This window comes from Candidatus Omnitrophota bacterium (genome assembly GCA_028717245.1).
Taxonomy (GTDB): Bacteria; Omnitrophota; Gorgyraeia; order Gygaellales; family Profunditerraquicolaceae; genus JAGUYA01.
Window position 1 is genome coordinate 1 of the sequence record JAQUOD010000003.1, and the last position, 17306, is coordinate 17306.

The 17306-nt window shown below is 43.8% G+C and carries 22 protein-coding genes; all 22 read left to right on the top strand.

The window, feature by feature from the left end:
- Nucleotides 1-228: 228 nt before the first annotated feature.
- On the top strand, nt 229-855 hold the full coding sequence (locus PHV44_02340; GenBank protein ID MDD5592123.1) for a hypothetical protein: 627 nt from the start codon (nt 229-231) through the stop codon (nt 853-855).
- Between the two features lie 2 nt (nt 856-857).
- On the top strand, nt 858-1304 hold the full coding sequence (locus PHV44_02345; protein ID MDD5592124.1) for a divergent PAP2 family protein: 447 nt from the start codon (nt 858-860) through the stop codon (nt 1302-1304).
- Nucleotides 1305-1316: 12 nt separating this feature from the next.
- Nucleotides 1317-2129 carry a L,D-transpeptidase family protein gene (locus PHV44_02350; GenBank protein MDD5592125.1) on the top strand — a complete coding sequence of 271 codons (813 nt, stop codon included), beginning with the start codon at nt 1317-1319 and terminating at the stop codon, nt 2127-2129.
- A gap of 16 nt (nt 2130-2145) precedes the next feature.
- Entirely contained in the window at nt 2146-3093 is a 948-nt protein-coding gene (locus PHV44_02355) for an acetyl-CoA carboxylase carboxyltransferase subunit alpha (GenBank protein ID MDD5592126.1), read from the top strand.
- The gene (locus tag PHV44_02360; GenBank protein MDD5592127.1) at nt 3090-3605 is read left to right on the top strand and encodes a PadR family transcriptional regulator; all 516 of its coding nucleotides are present in this window, start codon (nt 3090-3092) and stop codon (nt 3603-3605) included. Before PHV44_02355 ends, PHV44_02360 begins: the two co-directional genes overlap by 4 nt.
- 148 nt (nt 3606-3753) lie before the next feature.
- Nucleotides 3754-4029 (top strand): hypothetical protein, encoded by a 276-nt coding sequence (locus tag PHV44_02365; GenBank protein ID MDD5592128.1) that lies wholly within the window; start codon nt 3754-3756, stop codon nt 4027-4029.
- Nucleotides 4026-5030: a ketopantoate reductase family protein gene (locus tag PHV44_02370; protein ID MDD5592129.1), complete on the top strand. Its 1005-nt coding sequence runs from the start codon at nt 4026-4028 to the stop codon at nt 5028-5030. The genes PHV44_02365 and PHV44_02370 overlap by 4 nt, the downstream gene beginning before the upstream one ends.
- Nucleotide 5031: 1 nt before the next feature.
- Complete coding sequence (locus PHV44_02375; GenBank protein ID MDD5592130.1) at nt 5032-5634, top strand: TIGR04076 family protein; 603 nt, start codon at nt 5032-5034, stop codon at nt 5632-5634.
- 2 nt (nt 5635-5636) lie between these two features.
- Nucleotides 5637-6893, top strand: a complete 1257-nt coding sequence (locus PHV44_02380; GenBank protein MDD5592131.1) for a beta-ketoacyl-[acyl-carrier-protein] synthase family protein — start codon at nt 5637-5639, stop codon at nt 6891-6893.
- A gap of 8 nt (nt 6894-6901) precedes the next feature.
- Nucleotides 6902-8131: a beta-ketoacyl-[acyl-carrier-protein] synthase family protein gene (locus PHV44_02385; GenBank protein ID MDD5592132.1), complete on the top strand. Its 1230-nt coding sequence runs from the start codon at nt 6902-6904 to the stop codon at nt 8129-8131.
- 14 nt (nt 8132-8145) lie between these two features.
- Nucleotides 8146-9606: a radical SAM protein gene (locus PHV44_02390; protein ID MDD5592133.1), complete on the top strand. Its 1461-nt coding sequence runs from the start codon at nt 8146-8148 to the stop codon at nt 9604-9606.
- Between the two features lie 177 nt (nt 9607-9783).
- Entirely contained in the window at nt 9784-10020 is a 237-nt protein-coding gene (locus PHV44_02395; GenBank protein MDD5592134.1) for an acyl carrier protein, read from the top strand.
- A 9-nt stretch (nt 10021-10029) separates the two neighbouring features.
- Nucleotides 10030-10830 (top strand): cyclase family protein, encoded by an 801-nt coding sequence (locus PHV44_02400; protein ID MDD5592135.1) that lies wholly within the window; start codon nt 10030-10032, stop codon nt 10828-10830.
- 50 nt (nt 10831-10880) lie between these two features.
- Nucleotides 10881-11201, top strand: coding sequence for a cupin domain-containing protein (locus tag PHV44_02405; GenBank protein MDD5592136.1), 321 nt, complete (start codon nt 10881-10883; stop codon nt 11199-11201).
- Between the two features lie 11 nt (nt 11202-11212).
- The gene (locus tag PHV44_02410) at nt 11213-11653 is read left to right on the top strand and encodes an SRPBCC family protein (GenBank protein ID MDD5592137.1); all 441 of its coding nucleotides are present in this window, start codon (nt 11213-11215) and stop codon (nt 11651-11653) included.
- A 10-nt stretch (nt 11654-11663) separates the two neighbouring features.
- Nucleotides 11664-12440 carry an SDR family oxidoreductase gene (locus PHV44_02415; GenBank protein MDD5592138.1) on the top strand — a complete coding sequence of 259 codons (777 nt, stop codon included), beginning with the start codon at nt 11664-11666 and terminating at the stop codon, nt 12438-12440.
- Nucleotides 12441-12827, top strand: coding sequence for a hypothetical protein (locus tag PHV44_02420; GenBank protein ID MDD5592139.1), 387 nt, complete (start codon nt 12441-12443; stop codon nt 12825-12827).
- The gene (locus PHV44_02425) at nt 12824-13726 is read left to right on the top strand and encodes an amidohydrolase family protein (protein MDD5592140.1); all 903 of its coding nucleotides are present in this window, start codon (nt 12824-12826) and stop codon (nt 13724-13726) included. The genes PHV44_02420 and PHV44_02425 overlap by 4 nt, the downstream gene beginning before the upstream one ends.
- A 148-nt stretch (nt 13727-13874) precedes the next feature.
- Complete coding sequence (bamE, locus tag PHV44_02430; protein ID MDD5592141.1) at nt 13875-14261, top strand: outer membrane protein assembly factor BamE; 387 nt, start codon at nt 13875-13877, stop codon at nt 14259-14261.
- A gap of 303 nt (nt 14262-14564) precedes the next feature.
- Nucleotides 14565-15308 (top strand): hypothetical protein, encoded by a 744-nt coding sequence (locus PHV44_02435; protein ID MDD5592142.1) that lies wholly within the window; start codon nt 14565-14567, stop codon nt 15306-15308.
- On the top strand, nt 15309-16229 hold the full coding sequence (locus PHV44_02440) for an S-methyl-5-thioribose-1-phosphate isomerase (GenBank protein ID MDD5592143.1): 921 nt from the start codon (nt 15309-15311) through the stop codon (nt 16227-16229). It begins immediately after the preceding gene.
- Nucleotides 16226-17227, top strand: a complete 1002-nt coding sequence (locus tag PHV44_02445) for a class II aldolase/adducin family protein (protein MDD5592144.1) — start codon at nt 16226-16228, stop codon at nt 17225-17227. Before PHV44_02440 ends, PHV44_02445 begins: the two co-directional genes overlap by 4 nt.
- Nucleotides 17228-17306: the final 79 nt, after the last annotated feature.

A 17306-nucleotide genomic window follows, 5' to 3' on the forward strand; every position in this document is an offset into this window, starting at 1 on the left:
ATATTCACAGTATGAACAAAAAGAAAAGTCCGTCCCAAAAGAAAAAGAACTACTATTAACAATAACATGAAAACCGGACATTCTTGCTTTGCTAGAAACAGGACATTTTTGCCTTGCAATAACAAAGTTAAGAAAAAACCTTGCCCCGTTAGAAATTTTATGCTAATCTATAACAGCATTTCTAGCCCGGAGTAGTTGTTTTTTGCTTACCTGAATTAATATAATTCTATGAATAAAGAGATGCTCAAGAATAGTTTAATCCTGCTTTTAGCGGGAATAGCCATATTTAGCATTTTTAAGTACGTATCATCCGCCAGGGAAAGGCATAATTTAACGCATGCCCTGAACCAGGCAGGGATACAGATAGCGTTTTTAGAAAAAGATAAAGAAAACCTGACGCAGGCGCTTAATAAAAAAAATACTTCAGAGGGGCAAGCCGCTGCCGAAGTTTTGGCGCTTAAAGGGTATTTAAGGGCCGGTAAAAAGAGATTAACTAAACTATTTGCACAGCGCGCGCAGGCGCAAAGGCAAACCGAAGATTTAAGTTCTAAATTTAACCTTTTAAAGGCCGAGAACTCTGCCTTGATAAAACAAAGGAGTAAACTGCATAGCCAGGTAGCGCAGGTTTCCCGGGAAAACGATTCCCTTAAAACAAAATTGAGCTCTGTTTCAGAACTTAAGAGGATAATCGGCGCATTGATGAAAAATAAGAATAAAATCTATGCCCGAAAAAATCCGCAGCAGGCGGCGGATAAAATCGTAGAGGGAAACCGGGGTTTTCTGATAAAAGACGGTAAATTGACTCATCCGGCTAAGGTTAAAATAGAAGTAACTTCTGTTTTTACAAGTAAATAATAATGAGAGAAATATTCGTCCAGATAATCGCGAATAAAGTTTTTGTCATTACCCTTGCTGCCTGGATAATCGCGCAGGCCATAAAGGTAGCTATCGGCGTTATCCGTCAGAGAAAATTTGATTTCCGTTGGCTGATCGGCACAGGGGGCATGCCCTCTAGCCATGCCGCGGGCGCTACCTGTTTAGCTGCCAGCCTCGGGTTAGAATATGGTTTTAATAGCGCTTATTTTGCCTTGGCCGCGTCTTTTGCCATTGTGGTTATGTTTGATGCGCAGGGTGTACGTCGCTCAACCGGCAGGCAGGCGCGTATCTTAAATAAAGTGATGGATGATATTTATTGGCAGGGCAGGATTACTGAGGGCAGGCTACGCGAACTGGTAGGGCACACCCCTGTTGAAGTCTTGGTGGGGGCTTTATTAGGTATAGCAGTAGCTTTCTTTTTGCACTAAAAGGGAGGTTTCGTGAACAGGAGAATAGTTTTAGGCATCATCACAGTTTTAATAGCCGCGGTTATTTTTACCTTAGTAATAAAGAAGATTAATCGCCACTGGCAGATAAAGGCAGGCAGGTTTACTTCTGCCTCCGGCATGTCTACTCAGGCTGCGGCACTCTTGGATAAAGGCGATCTTTTCGCTGCGAAATCTATATACCAGCAAATGATTAATGATTTTCCTAATTCGCGCCAAGTCGTAAATTGGCAGAAGAAAATCGAAGAAATAAATATAAAATTATTATTCTCATCAGTCCTGACCCCCAAGAGCGTACTTTATGAAATAAAGCCCGGGGATACCTTAACCAAGATTGCCAGAGAGTTTAAGACAACTACTGATTTGATCAAGAAAAGCAACGGCATATCCGGAGACAGAATCGCTCCGGGTGAAAAAATAAAGGTATGGGTGTCTCCCTTCAGTATAGTTGTGGATAAATCCCAGAATATACTCATCTTAAAGACCGACGAAGAAGTCGTTAAGACCTATATCGTTTCAACGGGTAAAAATAACTCAACCCCCATAGGCACTTTTAAGATTATCAATAAACTTGCCAACCCCACCTGGTTTAAAACAGGCGCAGTAATTCCTTCAGAGAGCCCCGAGAATATCCTTGGTTCGCGCTGGTTAGGTTTTGATTTGTCCGGCTACGGGATACACGGCACGACCGAACCGCAAAACCTGGGCAAACAAGTTACCCAGGGGTGCGTACGCATGGCTAATTCCGATGTTGAAGAATTATATACCCTCATCCCCGTCGGTACAGAAGTAACTATCGTAGACTAACCTCCTATAAGAGAAAATGAGCGGACTTGATTTCGAAAAACCTATTGTCGCCTTAGAGAAAAAGATCCAGGAATTGAGGGGTTTTGTCTCGGAGAAAAAAATTGACCTTAGCTCTGAGGTAAAGCGCCTGGAAGAAAAGTTGGAGCGGTTAAAGAGAGAAACCTATGATAATTTAACCCCCTGGCAGAGGGTGCAACTTGCCCGCCATCCGCAGAGGCCCTATACTTTGGATTACATTAATATGCTGATGTCCGAATTCATCGAATTACACGGTGACCGCAGTTTTTCGGATGACTTAGCTATGGTTACGGGCTTTGCAAAATTTAATGGGCAGAAAATTGTAGTCATTGGCCAACAAAAAGGCCGGGACACCAAAGAGAATTTAAGGCGTAACTTCGGTTGCGCGCATCCTGAAGGCTACCGCAAGGCCCTTAGGATTATGCAGTTAGCAGATACGTTCAATCTGCCAATAGTGGTATTTATCGATACCCCCGGCGCTTATCCCGGCGTGGGGGCGGAAGAACGCGGGCAGGCTCAGGCCATAGCGCTTAACTTAAGAGAGATGGTCAGTATCGCCACGCCTATAATAGCCATAGTCATCGGCGAAGGCGGTTCCGGGGGTGCTTTGGGTATTGGGATCGCGGACAGGGTCTGTGTTTTAGAGAATGCCTACTATTCCGTTATTTCACCCGAAGGTTGCGCGGCCATATTATGGAAGAACGGCTCCAAGGCGCCTGAGGCAGCGCAGGTCTTAAAATTAACCGCGCAGGATTTGTTAAAGATGGGTATTATTGATGAAGCAGTCCCTGAACCTTTAGGCGGCGCGCATACCGACCCGGAAAAGATGGGCCAAACCTTAAAAGACCTGATAAAAAGAAACCTGCAGGAATTGGGTGCGTTAAAAAAAGAAGAGTTACTCAAGCTGAGATACAAAAAGTTCAGGCAGATGGGCATAAAAGGATGATTGAGCAGGAATTAATACTTCTGGGCCTATTAAAAGAGAGCCCCAAGCACGGCTATGAAATAAAGAAGAAAATCAAAGAGATTTTTTCTTTATTCGCGGGCGTAAATTTAAAATCCATATATTATCCTTTACGGATATTGGAGAAAAAAAAGCTGGTGACCAAGCGGATAACCAGGCCCGGCAGGCACCCGCAACGGTTAGTCTATACCTTGACCCCGCAAGGCGAAGCCAGGTTTAAGGAATTGCTTAACCGCAGCCTGCTTAATTTTAAACGGCCGCAATTCAGCCTGGACTTAAGCCTCTATTTTTTGAATTATATGAAACCGGACATAGTAAAAAACGGATTACGCGCGCGCACGCGGGTCTTACGCAGGCTCTCCAGGAGCTTAAAACAGATGGTCAGCGTTTTAAAAAAGAAAGGGTCTGCCCCTTCGGCTCGCATATTAGAACACAATCTCCAGATGGTAGAAACCGAGTCAAAATTCCTCGCCAGTTTAATAAAGACATTTTAGGACACTAAATAAAAGGCCCGTTCTCGCCGTAATTTACCCCATTGCTTTAAAATAGCTAAAAAATCCTTGACAGAGAAGAGGTTTTTTATATAATTATACTATAATTTAAATAGTAAAATTTTACTATATTTAAGAAAGGGCGCTTTTGATGAACTGGGAGCCGCAGACTAAAGAAAAATTCGGCCTGATGATCTCCAGGATACCCCTTTTTCATCGCCGCATCACCGAAGAGGCAGTGACCAAAAGGGCGCAGGAGCTGGCGGCTTTAAGAAAATCTGCGCAAGTCCAGGAAGAGGATGTGGTGGGCGCCTTTTTTACCGACGTGCCCTCTCCTTTTTACAGTATGATGGTCAGGCTCTTAGAACAGACGGGGTTTGATTATAAAAAATACGGCTTCCCTAGAAATACTTATCATAAAGAATGAAAATTGCAGTAATTGGCGCAGGCGCCATAGGTAATCTTGTGGCGGGTTATTTGAAATTAAAGGGTTTGGATGTATTTCTGATAGGCTATGCCGATTCAGTTAAGGCAATAAGAGAAAAGGGGCTACGGATCTCCGGAGTAAGAGGGGATTTTAATATCAAGGTTGATGTATCCGATAAATTAAATTCAAAGCCCGAGTTGGTAATCCTGACGACTAAAACCCAGGATCTCGGCCCGGCAGTAAAAGAGAACATGGGATTTATTAAAGATGCGGTGGTATTGACTACGCAAAATGGCGTCCAGGCAGAGAACATTGTTTCTCAATATATCCCCAAGGAAAATATCATCTCCAGTATCGTCATGTTCGGGGCAACTTATTTAGAGCCGGCTAAGGTAGTGCATAATTTTGAAGGCAATTGGATCATAGGCAGGATATTCTCCCAGAATGATGAAACTTTACTGAAGATAAGCGAAGTTTTAAATAAGATTTTCCCCGCCATTATAACGCAGGATTTGCAAGGGATGAAATATCTGAAAATTTTTGTCAATGCCAATAACTGCATCCCCGCGATATTAGGTAAGAGTATGCAGGAGGCTTTTTCGGATATCGCTGTCAGCCGCATCAGCATTGGCATATGGAAAGAGGGCCTGGAGATTATTGCTTGTTCAGGGATAAAGCTGGTATCCTTGCCGGATTTTCCGTTAGAGCGCCTGACTAAACTGGCCTCGTTGCCTCTTGAGGAGGCAGCCGGAATATTTTCCGGCATCATGACTAACTTAAGCCAGGAACCTCTTTACGGTTCGATATTGCAGAGCATAAAAAGAAACAGGGCCTCGGAAATAGATTATATCAACGGTGAATTTGTGCGCCTGGCTGAAGATAATAAGCTAGATGCGCCCTTAAACAGGAAATTAGTGGAAATGGTGCATGAGGTAGAGAAGGCAGGGAGGTTTTTTACTAAGGAAGAACTGCTGCGCAGGATGAAAGGAATGGCCGGTTAAAATGCCCAAGATTAATTCTCCCTTTCCCGGATTAAAACTTACGGTAACAGGAGTCTTTGGCGAGTGTTATCACGGATATAAAATCGGCGATGAATTAATCCTGGAAGACTTTACCCATCCTCCGGAATTATTTTGTCTGGGCCTGGCGCATGCGCTTTTTCCGGTTATCTATGCCTTAAGTTTCGGGGCAAGGTTTCCTTTTCGCGATAACCAGCGTTCCTTACTGGTTACTTGCCCTGACGGAGGAAAATTAGAATTTAAGGCAGAGATTCTGGATAAACAGGGGAAAGTCGAAACAATTCCTAAAGACCCCAACTTCCAAGGCCCTAATCCTAAAAAAATGGTTATTGAGGTAGTTAAGGCCAAAGGCAAATGCACCTTTGGTTATAAAGTAGGCGATAAATGGGAAACCACCGGCCTTAAGTGTATTCCCGGTTTTTGCGGCGCGGCGTTTCATACGGCGTTCCCCGCGCTTTTTGCCCTTAATTTCGGCGCTGATTTTTTCTTTATGAAGAATCCCGATTCCGTAGATACGGTTACCTGCCCTGACGGAGGTAATATTATTTTTAAAGTAACGCGGGTTAAAGAGGAGAAAAAGAAATAAAAATGCAAAAGCGGCGAGTAGTTATTACAGGCGTTGGCGTAGTTTCGCCTAACGGCATCGGCAAGGATAACGTCTGGCAGGCGATGTCTTCAGGGAAGTCAGCAGTCAGGCGGGTGGATAGTTTTGACGTTTCTTTATTCAATACCCGTATTGCCGCGGAAGTGCGGGATTTTGACCCCTTTAAGTTAGGCCTGACGCATGAAGAGGCAATGCGCATGGACAGATACGTGCAGTTTGGCGTAGTCTGTGCGGATATGGCTTTGAAAGATAGCGGGTTGGATTTATCTAAAGAAGATCCCGAGCGTATCGGCGTCTGTCTTGCTAATGCTATCTGTGGGACAAAATATATGGAAGAGGAGTTCGCCTTAGTTACCGACGATGGGAAAAATCCCATTGACCCGGCAAAAGTAAGGCCGGATTTGTATGACGCGGCTATGTTTAATACCCCTTCTATTGAAATATCCGCCAGATACGGGCTTAAAGGAATTTGCAATACGCTTTCCACGGGATGCACCGCAGGGACGGATTCATTGGGATTTGCCTTAGAGACAGTCCAGGACGGCGAACAGGATATTGTGTTTTCGGGGGCAGCCGAGGCGCCGATTACCCCGGTTACTTTCGGAGCCTTTGACGTAATCAACGTCTTATCCGTGCACAACGATAACCCGCAGGCGGCCAGCCGGCCTTTTGATAATAAACGCGACGGGTTTGTCCTCTCAGAAGGAGCGGGCATATTAATCTTAGAAGAATTAAACCATGCCTTAAAGCGCAATGCGCATATTTACGCAGAGATCCTTGGCTTTGGCACCAGTTGTAATGCCTTCCATATGACTGACCTGCCTTCAGAAGGCGCAGCCATGGTAAATTGCATTATTCTGGCACTTAAGGATTCCGGCGTAAAGCCAGAGGAGATAGATTATATAAATGCGCACGGTTCGTCCACGCGTATGAATGATATATTTGAAACCTCTGCCTATAAAATAGTCTTTGGCGATTATGCCTATAAGCTGCCGGCGAGTTCCTTAAAGTCTATGATCGGGCATCCTTTGGCAGCCGCCAATGCGGTTGAGCTGGTAGTCTGTTCTATGATTTTCCAGAAGAATATCCTTCCTCCGACCATAAATCAGGAAGAAAAAGACCCCTTATGCGATTTGGATTATATCCCTAATGTAGCGCGCGCTAAAAAGGTCAATATGATTCTTAAAACCTCAAGCGGATTTTCCGGCATACATTCGTCATTGGTGCTTAAACGTTTCTAAAGGTTATAATGGATAAAGTTGCGGTTACGGGTTTAGGTATAGTTGCCCCTCCAGGTATCGGCCGTCGGCAGTTCTGGGCGAATATCAAGTCCGCAAGGCCTTTTATCAAAGAGATTACCCGTTTTGATGCTTCCAAATACCCCTCGCACATTGCCGGGCAGATTGATGATTTAGAAAAATACAGCCACGTTTCAGAGCGGCTCTTAAAAAAGATAGACGCCTTTTCGCATATGGCGCTGATTGCCTCAGAGATGGCTCTACAGGATGCCGGGATAGATATTAAAAAAGAAGACCCTAACTTGGTGGGTATATTTTTAGGCAATGCCATCGGCGGATGGCTTTATGCCGAAACGGAACTACGCGATTTATATATTGAAGGCCGCGAGGGAGTCTCGCCCTACATGGCCTCGGCCTGGTTTCCCGCGGCACCCCAGGGGCAGGTTTCTATTTATTATGGCATAAAGGGTTTCAGTAAGACCGTAGTAGCAGACAGGGCAAGTTCAATTGAAGCCATTGGCTATGCGCGTAAAACTTTAGCCAAAGGCAAACTGAATATGATTTTAGCCGGTGGCATGGAAGCGCCGGTTACGCCCTATGCTTTATTGTGCTGCAATACCTACGGCGGATTATCTACGGATAATGCCTACCCCGAAAGTGCGTATAGGCCGTTTGACAAAAAGCGCACTGGTTTTGTTATCGGCGAGGGCGCAGGTATTGTAGTGATGGAACCTAAAGAAAGGGCTAAGGCGCGGGGTGCAAATATTGCGGCTTATATTTCGGGTTACGGAACAAGCTGTGACGGATACAACAGGATTACCCCTGACCCGAAAGGCCGGCAATTAGCAAGGGCGATCAGTATGGCTTTATCCGATGCGGGAATAACAGAAAATGGAATTGACTATATAAGTTTAGACGGCCTGGCGGTAAATATCTGGGATAATTCAGAAATAGAGGCGCTAAAGAGCGTTTTTGGCGCAAAATTAAAAGATATCCCTGTTAGCTGCCCAAAATCAATGTTTGGCAATCTATTGGGCGCATCAGGAGCGGTAGATTTGATTATTACGATTTTGTCGATGGAAAATAATTTAGTTCCTCCGACGGTAAATTTAGATGATCCGGTCCATCCGGGATTAAATTATATTATGAAAGAAGCCAAGGAACATAAAATAAATAAGGCCCTGATAATTTCCCGCGGTAGGGGCGGGATAAATTCGGTATTAGTAGTAGAAAAAGAATAAACCAGGAGGTCGTTATGAAGATTTTATTTGTGATGCCCAAAGTAGGTTCCTGGGCTACGCACGGAATACACCGTTCGCCCAATCAGCTCTATGCGCACTGGGCAGCATATATACGGGAGCGAGGATATAAGGACGTGGCAGTTATTGACGGCAGGGCATGCGAGACACCCATGGGTGAGCTCATAACACAAGCCAAAGCCAGAAATCCGGATATCGTAGTTATCGGCGAGCAAATCCACGGCTATGGCGGCTACGGGGTCTTGCGGCATTTTAAGGAAGCCGCCGCAAAAATTAAAGAGGCGTTACCTAAGATAAAAATAATCTTCGGCGGCTTATGGTATTCAGCCAGGCCGGTTGAGACCTTAGAAGAAAATCCTGCCGTAGATTTCGTGGTCATGGGTGAGGAGGAATCATTCGCGGATTTAATCGAGGCCATAGATAAGAAGAAAGATTTCAAAGATATTGGCGGCGTTACCTCGCGTATCGACGGAAAAATTGTCATGGGCCCGCATAAATCACTGATGACTGATTTGGATAAACTGCCGCTTCCGGCCTATGATCTGTTTCCTATGGATAAATATGTCGGCCATACCCATTGGAAGCCGTTTGTGGATATGATTACTTCGCGGGGTTGCCCTTCGGCATGTACCTTTTGTTATGAGTGGGATCAGTTTGACCCGCGTTCACCCTCGGATTTCCTGAAGTGGCGCGCAAAATCACCCGAACGGGTTATTGAAGAGTTAGAAGTATTACACAAGCAATACGGGGTAAAAGTCGTGGTTATTCAGGATGATAATTTTAATGTGGACCCTGCCAGAGTCAAAAGATTTTGCGAGCTAAAGAAACAGAAGAATATCCCTATTAAATGGGTCTCCTTAGGCCGGGCCGTTGATTGGGTAAACTGCGAATCGATTTTGCCCCTGATGAAGGAAACGGGTTTATTTATGGGCGTATTTGGTATCGAGGTTACCACGCCCGAAGAATTAAAGCGGATTGCTAAAGGCACTACCATTGACCAGATCAAGAAGACTATCGAGATTTTACGCAAGAATGATATCGCTATCGTCGCAGATATCATGATCGGGTTTGATTACGATACGGAGCAAATTATCAAGCAGCGCTTTGAATTTGCTGACCAGGTTGACCCGGATGTCTTATGGATTGGCTATGTTACCCCTGCGCCGAATTCTCCCATGTGGAGGATTGCCCTGAAAAAAAATTGGATTGACCCGAAGAAAGTGGATTTCAGCCAGTGGGATTTTCTGCATCCGGTAATACCTACGGATCATCTCTCCGTCGAGGATTTAGGCCGTTTGGGCGCATGGTGTATGCGCGAATTTTATTCCAAGCCCGGCCGTATTAACCGGATTATGGAGAGTAATTTTGATATACTCGCCAAGCTATGCTTTCAGGATGTGATGGCGGGGGTAGGCAAGTGGGAGGCAGGCGCGACTAAAGGCGAAGTCCACGTGTAATGAATCTGTCGATTCTCTCGCTTACGAGGTAGCGGGTCCTGCCGCGTGAGCGCCTCTCGCCAAATTTGGCTCGAGGCATCTCCCGCGTCACCCGCTAAATTCTAACGTTCGCTCGAAAACCGCCAGGTTCATTTTAAGGCTAATTATAGTTGCATTTGTAATAAAGGGAGGAAAATAATGGATATAAAAGCGCAAATAAAAGATATCCTGGTTAAGTTGCTGAAAGTAAAGCCCGAAGAATTGAAAGACGATGTGAAGCTTTATGACAGTATAGGCGTTGATTCTACGGAGATGGTGGAGGCGCTCATCGCTTTGGATAAGGTCTTTAACACAAAATTAAGCTCCAACGAAATAGGCAAGTTTTCCACTATCAACGATATCGAAAAAATTATTCAATCCAAGATTAGTAAATAATATCGTGCGATGAAAATAGTTGACTTGAGTTTACCCATTGATGAGAAGGCCTTTGAGGTGCACCGCGTGGATATCGAGCGCGTAAGCCATAAGGCAGGCGTTGCGAAATTCAACCGGGTGATTATGGGCAAGACCCTCTTAGGCAGGGTTAAATACGCTTTGGGTATACGTATCGTTAAGAAAGAAGAACTACCCGATGAAGAATTTCTTTCTCTTGAAATTGTGCACGCCCCGGTGCACGTCGGCACTCACCTGGATTATTCCTTCCATTACGGCTCCAAGACAGAAGGCCGCCCTAGTAAGACTGCTGAAGATATTCCCCTTGAATACTGCTACAGCGACGCAGTTAAAATAGACCTCACCCATAAGAAACCCGATGAGGTCATCAGGGCTCTAGATATAGAGTCCGGATTGAGGAAAATAAATTACTCTCTAAGGCCTTTGGATATTGTGCTTTTATTCACCGGAGCGGATAAATTTTACGGCACGCCGAAATATTTCAGCGATTATCCCGGAGTGGATATCTCCGCCATAGACTATCTTCTGGATAGGGGAATAAAAATTTTCGGTGTGGATACTATGGGTATTGACCGGCCCTATAAGTTTATGCTCAGTGAATTCTTAAAGACAAAAGACCCTAGGAAATTTTATCCGGCGCATTTTCACGGCAGAAAAAGAGAGTTCATCCATATAGAAAGATTGAGCAATCTGGGCAAGCTTCCTGATTATGGATTTAAAATTATCTGTTTTCCCATACGCATAAAACAGACCGGCGCTGCCTGGTCTCGTGTTGTTGCGATATTAGACTAGTATTGTAGGGACTGTCCCCGAAGGGGACTGTCCCTAATAAGAGGGATGGGATGGCCAAATCGGTTATAAAAGATTTAGAAAAAATGATGGAATTCCCTAAAGAGGGGATTTTCAGCAAGGTGCTGGTAAAGACAGATATTTCCAACTATACCCTGATGTGCCTGGCAAAGGGCAGCGATATTTCCGAGCACACCTCAACCCGGGAGGCCGCGGTTACGGTATTAAAAGGTAGAGGCACTTTTGTTTTAAGCGGTAAGAAGATTAAAATGAAACCGGGCGTATTTATTTTTATGCCCAAGAACGCCCCGCATTCTTTAAGCGCCAGGGAAGACTTAGCTATCATTTTAAGCCTTTTTGGAAAAGAACGATAAGGAGGAGAGATATGGGCCATACCTGTAATTCGATTATTATTAATGCGCCTTATGAGTTAATTTTTGATATCTCTAACGATATCCCGCGTTGGACAGAATTATTCGGTACAGAATACAAAAAAGCAGAAATTGTGAAAAAAGAGGGCAATAAAATTACCTTTAAGCTCACGGATGATGAAGATAAATCCTGGCAGTCCTGGCGTCTATTATTTAAAGATAAATATTTGGCTTACGCCGAAAGAGAAGAACCTAAATTCCCCTTTAAATATATGAAGATTATCTGGCTGTATACGCCAAAACCCGAAGGAATTGAATTGACCTGGATTCAGCATTTTGAAATGGATGATAAAGCCAAGTTTAACGACGAGCAGGTAGAGGGTTTTATCAATAAGCATTCCAAGGATAACCTAAAAATATTTAAAGAAGTTATTGAAAGGGCAGCCAAAAAATAGGGAGAAAAAAATGAACAATGACTTAAAAGGAAAGTCTGCGATAATCACAGGTGCCAGCAGAGGTATAGGCAAGGCTATTGCTAAGACCTGCGCGGGTTTAGGCATAAATTTAGCTATTGCCGCCCGCGGCGAAGGCCCTTTAAAAGAAACCGCGGATGAAATCGTCAAGGAATATAAGGTAGAGGTTTTAGCCGTACCTACAGATGTCACCAGTTTAAGCGATTTAGAAAATCTGGTGAAAAAAACAAAAGAGAAATTCGGCAAAATCGATATTTTAATCAATAATGCCGGGGTCTCCAGCCAATATCCCTTTGAGAAACAGCCAATGGAAGACTTGGAACGCTTAGCGCATACTAATTATTTGGGCTATGTGCGCCTCATCCGTCTGGTGATAAACGAGATGATTGAGCGTAAATCCGGCTCAATTATCAATATGGTCTCAGGTTCTACGCTTTGCGATCCTCTGCCGAGGAACTTTCTGGTCTATAGTTCGCTTAAAGTGGGGTTACGCGCTTTTTCCAAGGGCCTATTCTGGGAGATGCGCGACCATGGCATTAAAATTACCTCTATACTGCCTGGGGTTACGGATACTGACCTGACAGGCAAGCTGGATGAGGTAACTATGGATAATTCCCGGCTGATGACTACTGAGGCAATTGAAAACGCCGTTAAGTTTGCTTTGACTGTCCCGGTAAACGTCTGCCCTTTAGAGATTGCCGTGATTAACCAGCAGACGCCTTGGACAAAACCGGTAATACCTTTCACGCAGAAACACCCTAAAAAATAAATGGATAGACACGATACCCTGAATCTCAAGAAGAGATACCTGATCTGGTTATATAAGGCCGCGAAAGAGGCGCAAGATAAGATTGAGCGCAAATTTACGCAATTAGAAATTGACCGGTTCATCCTTAAAGAGCTGGAAAAAGAAAATGCGGGTAAGAATTTTATCGCCGAGTTTAAACAGTATATTGAAAATAAAGAAAAGGACGGCTTAAGCTTAAAATATAAAAATAAGAAATTGAGCCCGAATTACTTATTCCTGGCTTTAAAACTAAAAGCAATTGAGAAAGCCATCATTCATGAGTTGGGGCAGAGGGCCCTTAAAGAGATAAAAACCCTCTATGAGAAAGAGATGACGCAGAGGATTTTAAAGAGCACAGAACAGAAATGATTATAGACAGCCATTCGCATTGGTTACCGGAAGAAATTATTAAGAACGCCCATTTTTTTTCTAAGGTTTGGGGCGATATTGAGGCGCAAATTAAAATAATGGATGAGGCGGGCATTGCTAAAGCAGTCCTGACTTATCCTACTTCGGATGCGCATTTAAAATTGGGTAATGTCAGCCGTATTTATAATGACGCTATTGCCAAAATACTTAAGCGCTATCCAGAGAGGTTTATCGGCGCAGCAGTTTTACCGGTAGGGGATTCTCAAAAGATGCTCGATGAATTAAAGCGGGCAACGCAAGAGTTGGGATTTAAAGCTATTTCTTTAGCCAGCAGTTACAACGGCGTTTATCTTGATGATAAGAGGTTCTTACCTATATATAAGCTAGCCGAGGAGTCTAAAATCCCGATATTTGTGCACTCGCAGATAGTTAACCCCATCGGATTTGAACGCGTAAATGATCCTCTGCTTACGCCGGTTGTTGAATATGTATTTGATACTACGATTTGCATCGGTAAGCTCCTGATGGCGGATATCCTGCGGGATTACCCCAACCTTAAATTTATCTTTGCCTATTTTGGAGGAGTGATTACCCATTTAGAGCACCGTTTTGACGCTACTTACTCGATGCTCAGGGGTATAAATTTTGTCAAAGACCTAAAAGGTAAACCCACGGATTTGTTAAAGAATATTTATGTGGATACCAGCGGTGATATCAAAAAGACTAACTTTTTTTCCGCGCTTGAATTATTGGGCCCCAAACATATCCTCTGGGGCAGCGACTGGCCGGCAAAAAAAGATATTTCCGCCGGCATCAATGCCGTAAAGAATCTAGACATATCCGCGCAGGATAAAGCAGACATCTTAGGTGGTAATTTAGAGAAGATATTCGCTCTTTAATATATTTCGCTGCGGGCTTTGCTCGCGTGCTGAAATTAAAAGTTTTGCGGGTCCTGCCGCGGGGGCGCCTCTCGTCAAATTTTCCTCGAGGCATCCCCCGCGTCACCCGCTGAAGCAATATATAGCAAATAGGAAAGGCGGAGAATAAATGCGAAAGAAGACAGTTATATTTTTGCCATTTATAATCAGCGTGTCTATTCTTCTAGGTTGTGCTAGCGTTGGTAATAAAATTGAGCAAGATAAAGTTAGCCAGATTAAAGAGGGCGTGACTACTGGACAAGAAGTTGTATCTTTGCTTGGCACGCCATATATGAAAACTCTCGATTCTAATGGTAAGACTATAATGCTCTACCAATATACAAAGGTTAAGAATCGTGCATCAAATTTTATCCCGATAGTAAATATATTTGGCGGCGGTATGGATATGCGTCAGCAAATGTTGACGATTCTTGTAGATAAAGAAGGTAAGGTCGAGAAATATACATTAAATGATACAAATACAGAGATTAATTCGGGATTAACCAATACAAAGTGATAGGTAGTATAAAACTCAATACCGTTTCCGAACGAGCATAAATTTTAGTGTTTTGCTGGAGCGTGCATTAGAAAATCTTTGGCAAGAGTGCACAAGGGGTTACGTCGAGCTGCAGCCGAGTAACCTAATCTTACCAGCGTAAGTCGCGAGCGAAAGCGAGACGTAAACCGCAGTGCACGGCAAAGATTTTCAGCACGCGGAAGCGAAACACTAAAATAACAAGCGGTGCGGCGAAAACAAACCAAAACAGGACCCGCTAAAAGTGTAATAATATAGATAATTAGAGGAGAAGAAATCATGCAGATGCAAAAAGAAATTCATTTGACCGGACGGGATTTGACCGAGATGGTGCAGCTACGGCCCCAGGATGTGGGCAAATACGCGATTGTGCCCGGGCCAAAAGACAGGCTGGATTTTCTCATAAAAAAATTAGAGAATCCGGTGCGAAATTTCTCTTTTATGGAATATACTATGTATACCGGAACTTATCAGGGGATTAAAGTTACCGCGATTAACGGCGGAAGATTTTCCACTGATACGGCCATAACTACGGAAGTGATGTGTAATGCCAAGATAGAAAATATTCTGCGTATCGGCACCTGCGGGGCATTAGATGAAAATATCAAGGTCGGAGATTTGGTTGTGGCGGATAAAGTAATCCGCACAGACGGGGTTACCCCTTATTATGTAGATAAGGATTTTCAAACCGTTGCCGATAAGAAAATCAGCGATACTTTATACGCTGTGGCCAAGGATATGGGCATAAATATCCATCGGGGCACAACCTGGACTACGGATGCGCTTTTACGCGAAACAAAAGAGATAGTCGAGGCCAAGCGCAAAGAAGGCGCCATTGCAGTAGATATGGTTTCTTCAAGCCTTTTGACTATCGCCCAGGTTTATAATATCAAAGCAGGCTCTATTCTTGCGGTAAGCGATAATGTCATTACCGGAGAAATGGGGTTTATGAACCCGCTTTATTACATGGCAGAAAGTAAGCTTATTGAGATTGCTTTAGAAACAGTAAAAAGATTAGAAGGAAAATAAATGCGCTATTCTCCCTTATTTTGGCCGGTAAGATTAAAGGGTAATACTATTTATATCCTTGATGAAACTGCCTTGCCTGGTAAATTGACTTATCTAAAGGTTAGGAATTATCAGCAGGCCTGTAGCGCCATAAAAAATATGAAGACGCGGGCAGTAGGCCAGGTGCTTCTAGTCATGTATACATTCCTGCTTGAAGAAAAGCGGAGGACTGACTTAAAAAAAGTGGCTCAAGCCCTTAATTCTACCCGGCCGACGCTATCTTTTAAGATGTTAACTGATATGGTCTTAGATTGGGCGAGTCGCGGCGAGCCTTTAAAAAGGAATATTTTCGGGTTTTTGGAGGTGCTTAAAAACAAGAGGATAGAGCAGGCAAGGCAGGCGAGCGGATTGATTAAAAATAAAGACGTAATCCTTACCCATTGCAATGTCAGCGGCCTGATGCCTTTGATAGGAGATTTCTGCCGTAGGCAAAATAAGCGGGTCAGTTTCTTTGTTACTGAAACGCGCCCTTATTTACAGGGGGCGCGGTTAACTGCCTGGGAATTAAAGCAGGCAGGCTTAGCAGTTACTTTAATTACCGATAGTATGGCTGCTTATGTTATGTCACAAGGCAAGGTCAATAAAGTCATCGTGGGCGCAGATCACCTGGCGCAAAACGGAGACATTGCTAACAAAATCGGCACTTATCAGATAGCTGTTTTAGCGCGTTATTTCAAGATTCCTTTTTATGTTTTATGCCCGCCGCCTTCACGCGTAAAAAGCGGCAAAGAGATTAAAATTGAAATTCGCCCGGACAAGGAGATGTTAGAATACCAAGGCGTTAGGTTAGCGCCCAAAGGTGTAAAGGGCTATTATCCTGCCTTTGACGTTACTCCCAACGAATTAATTACTAAACATATCTACCTGGATATGAACAGATGATTATCGCTAGAGAGAGAAAACTAAAGAAGGAGATAATCGAGATTGGCAAAAGGTTGAATGCCTTGCGTCTTGCGGCAGGCCGTTCGGGGAATTTAAGTGTCAGGTTAAATGATAAGGATATACTGATCACCGCTACGCAAACCGCCTTAGGGGATTTAAAAGAAAAAGATATACTCAAGGTGGACCTGACAAACGAAAGCGAATTAAAGTCTAAGCCTGTAACCACGGAATTCCCCCTGCATAGCTTAATCTATAAGAACTTCCCGCATCAGGCAATTATCCACTGTCATCCGGTAATGGTGAATGCCTATTTTGCGGTTTATTCTGATATCAAGGCCCTTACCTTTGAGACCAAACTTTATTTAGGCAATATCCCTGTTGTCATTCAGGATGCCCCGGCAGTCACCCGGCCGGAATTAGTCATTGAAGCCCTGAAGGAGAATAATTTAGTAGTCTTAAAAAATCACGGGGTTGTGGCAGCAGCGGATAATTTTAAAGACGCGCTCTATTTAATTGAAACTCTGGAAGAAGCAGTAAGGACCTGCGCGGTTGCCAGATTATTTAAGAAAGAAATCCTCGATGATTTGGATAAAGAGCTGAAAGGGGTCTTATCCAGCGATAAGGCCTATGAGATGTTTTCTAAAGAACACATCCAGGCGATCGTAGATTTGGTGAATAAGGATGAATTTATCGCCAATAAAGGCAGGGAGATGGACCTGTCTCTACAATTAGCGATTAAGCTCGACGGCGAGGGTTCAGTTTATAAATTTAATTTTGAAAAAGGGAAAATCATCCGGTTAGATTATGATGCCGAGGCGCCTTTTATCATCTCAGCGCCTAAAGACGCCTGGGAAATGATATTTCTGGGTAAGCTTGACCCGTTTGTGGCGACTACGCAGGGCAAAATGAAGTTAAGGGGAGACTTAGGAAAACTTTCGCGCTGGTACGTGCCTTTTAGCCGTTTATTTGAATTGTTTAAACAGGTTAAAATAAAGTAAAGTGGGTCCTGTCTGGGGCATTTTCTCGCGCATCACGCGCTTCGAAAACGCCCCAGCCACCCACTTTAAACTAAATTAA

What these genes read in the sequence shown, in the direction of transcription:
- PHV44_02340 (MDD5592123.1), top strand. Translation starts at nt 229, where the DNA reads ATGAATAAAGAGATGCTCAAGAATAGTTTAATCCTGCTTTTAGCGGGA.
- PHV44_02345 (MDD5592124.1), top strand. Translation starts at nt 858, where the DNA reads ATGAGAGAAATATTCGTCCAGATAATCGCGAATAAAGTTTTTGTCATT.
- PHV44_02355 (MDD5592126.1), top strand. Translation starts at nt 2,146, where the DNA reads ATGAGCGGACTTGATTTCGAAAAACCTATTGTCGCCTTAGAGAAAAAG.
- PHV44_02360 (MDD5592127.1), top strand. Translation starts at nt 3,090, where the DNA reads ATGATTGAGCAGGAATTAATACTTCTGGGCCTATTAAAAGAGAGCCCC.
- PHV44_02365 (MDD5592128.1), top strand. Translation starts at nt 3,754, where the DNA reads ATGAACTGGGAGCCGCAGACTAAAGAAAAATTCGGCCTGATGATCTCC.
- PHV44_02370 (MDD5592129.1), top strand. Translation starts at nt 4,026, where the DNA reads ATGAAAATTGCAGTAATTGGCGCAGGCGCCATAGGTAATCTTGTGGCG.
- PHV44_02375 (MDD5592130.1), top strand. Translation starts at nt 5,032, where the DNA reads ATGCCCAAGATTAATTCTCCCTTTCCCGGATTAAAACTTACGGTAACA.
- PHV44_02380 (MDD5592131.1), top strand. Translation starts at nt 5,637, where the DNA reads ATGCAAAAGCGGCGAGTAGTTATTACAGGCGTTGGCGTAGTTTCGCCT.
- PHV44_02385 (MDD5592132.1), top strand. Translation starts at nt 6,902, where the DNA reads ATGGATAAAGTTGCGGTTACGGGTTTAGGTATAGTTGCCCCTCCAGGT.
- PHV44_02390 (MDD5592133.1), top strand. Translation starts at nt 8,146, where the DNA reads ATGAAGATTTTATTTGTGATGCCCAAAGTAGGTTCCTGGGCTACGCAC.
- PHV44_02395 (MDD5592134.1), top strand. Translation starts at nt 9,784, where the DNA reads ATGGATATAAAAGCGCAAATAAAAGATATCCTGGTTAAGTTGCTGAAA.
- PHV44_02400 (MDD5592135.1), top strand. Translation starts at nt 10,030, where the DNA reads ATGAAAATAGTTGACTTGAGTTTACCCATTGATGAGAAGGCCTTTGAG.
- PHV44_02405 (MDD5592136.1), top strand. Translation starts at nt 10,881, where the DNA reads ATGGCCAAATCGGTTATAAAAGATTTAGAAAAAATGATGGAATTCCCT.
- PHV44_02410 (MDD5592137.1), top strand. Translation starts at nt 11,213, where the DNA reads ATGGGCCATACCTGTAATTCGATTATTATTAATGCGCCTTATGAGTTA.
- PHV44_02415 (MDD5592138.1), top strand. Translation starts at nt 11,664, where the DNA reads ATGAACAATGACTTAAAAGGAAAGTCTGCGATAATCACAGGTGCCAGC.
- PHV44_02420 (MDD5592139.1), top strand. Translation starts at nt 12,441, where the DNA reads ATGGATAGACACGATACCCTGAATCTCAAGAAGAGATACCTGATCTGG.
- PHV44_02425 (MDD5592140.1), top strand. Translation starts at nt 12,824, where the DNA reads ATGATTATAGACAGCCATTCGCATTGGTTACCGGAAGAAATTATTAAG.
- bamE (MDD5592141.1), top strand. Translation starts at nt 13,875, where the DNA reads ATGCGAAAGAAGACAGTTATATTTTTGCCATTTATAATCAGCGTGTCT.
- PHV44_02435 (MDD5592142.1), top strand. Translation starts at nt 14,565, where the DNA reads ATGCAAAAAGAAATTCATTTGACCGGACGGGATTTGACCGAGATGGTG.
- PHV44_02440 (MDD5592143.1), top strand. Translation starts at nt 15,309, where the DNA reads ATGCGCTATTCTCCCTTATTTTGGCCGGTAAGATTAAAGGGTAATACT.
- PHV44_02445 (MDD5592144.1), top strand. Translation starts at nt 16,226, where the DNA reads ATGATTATCGCTAGAGAGAGAAAACTAAAGAAGGAGATAATCGAGATT.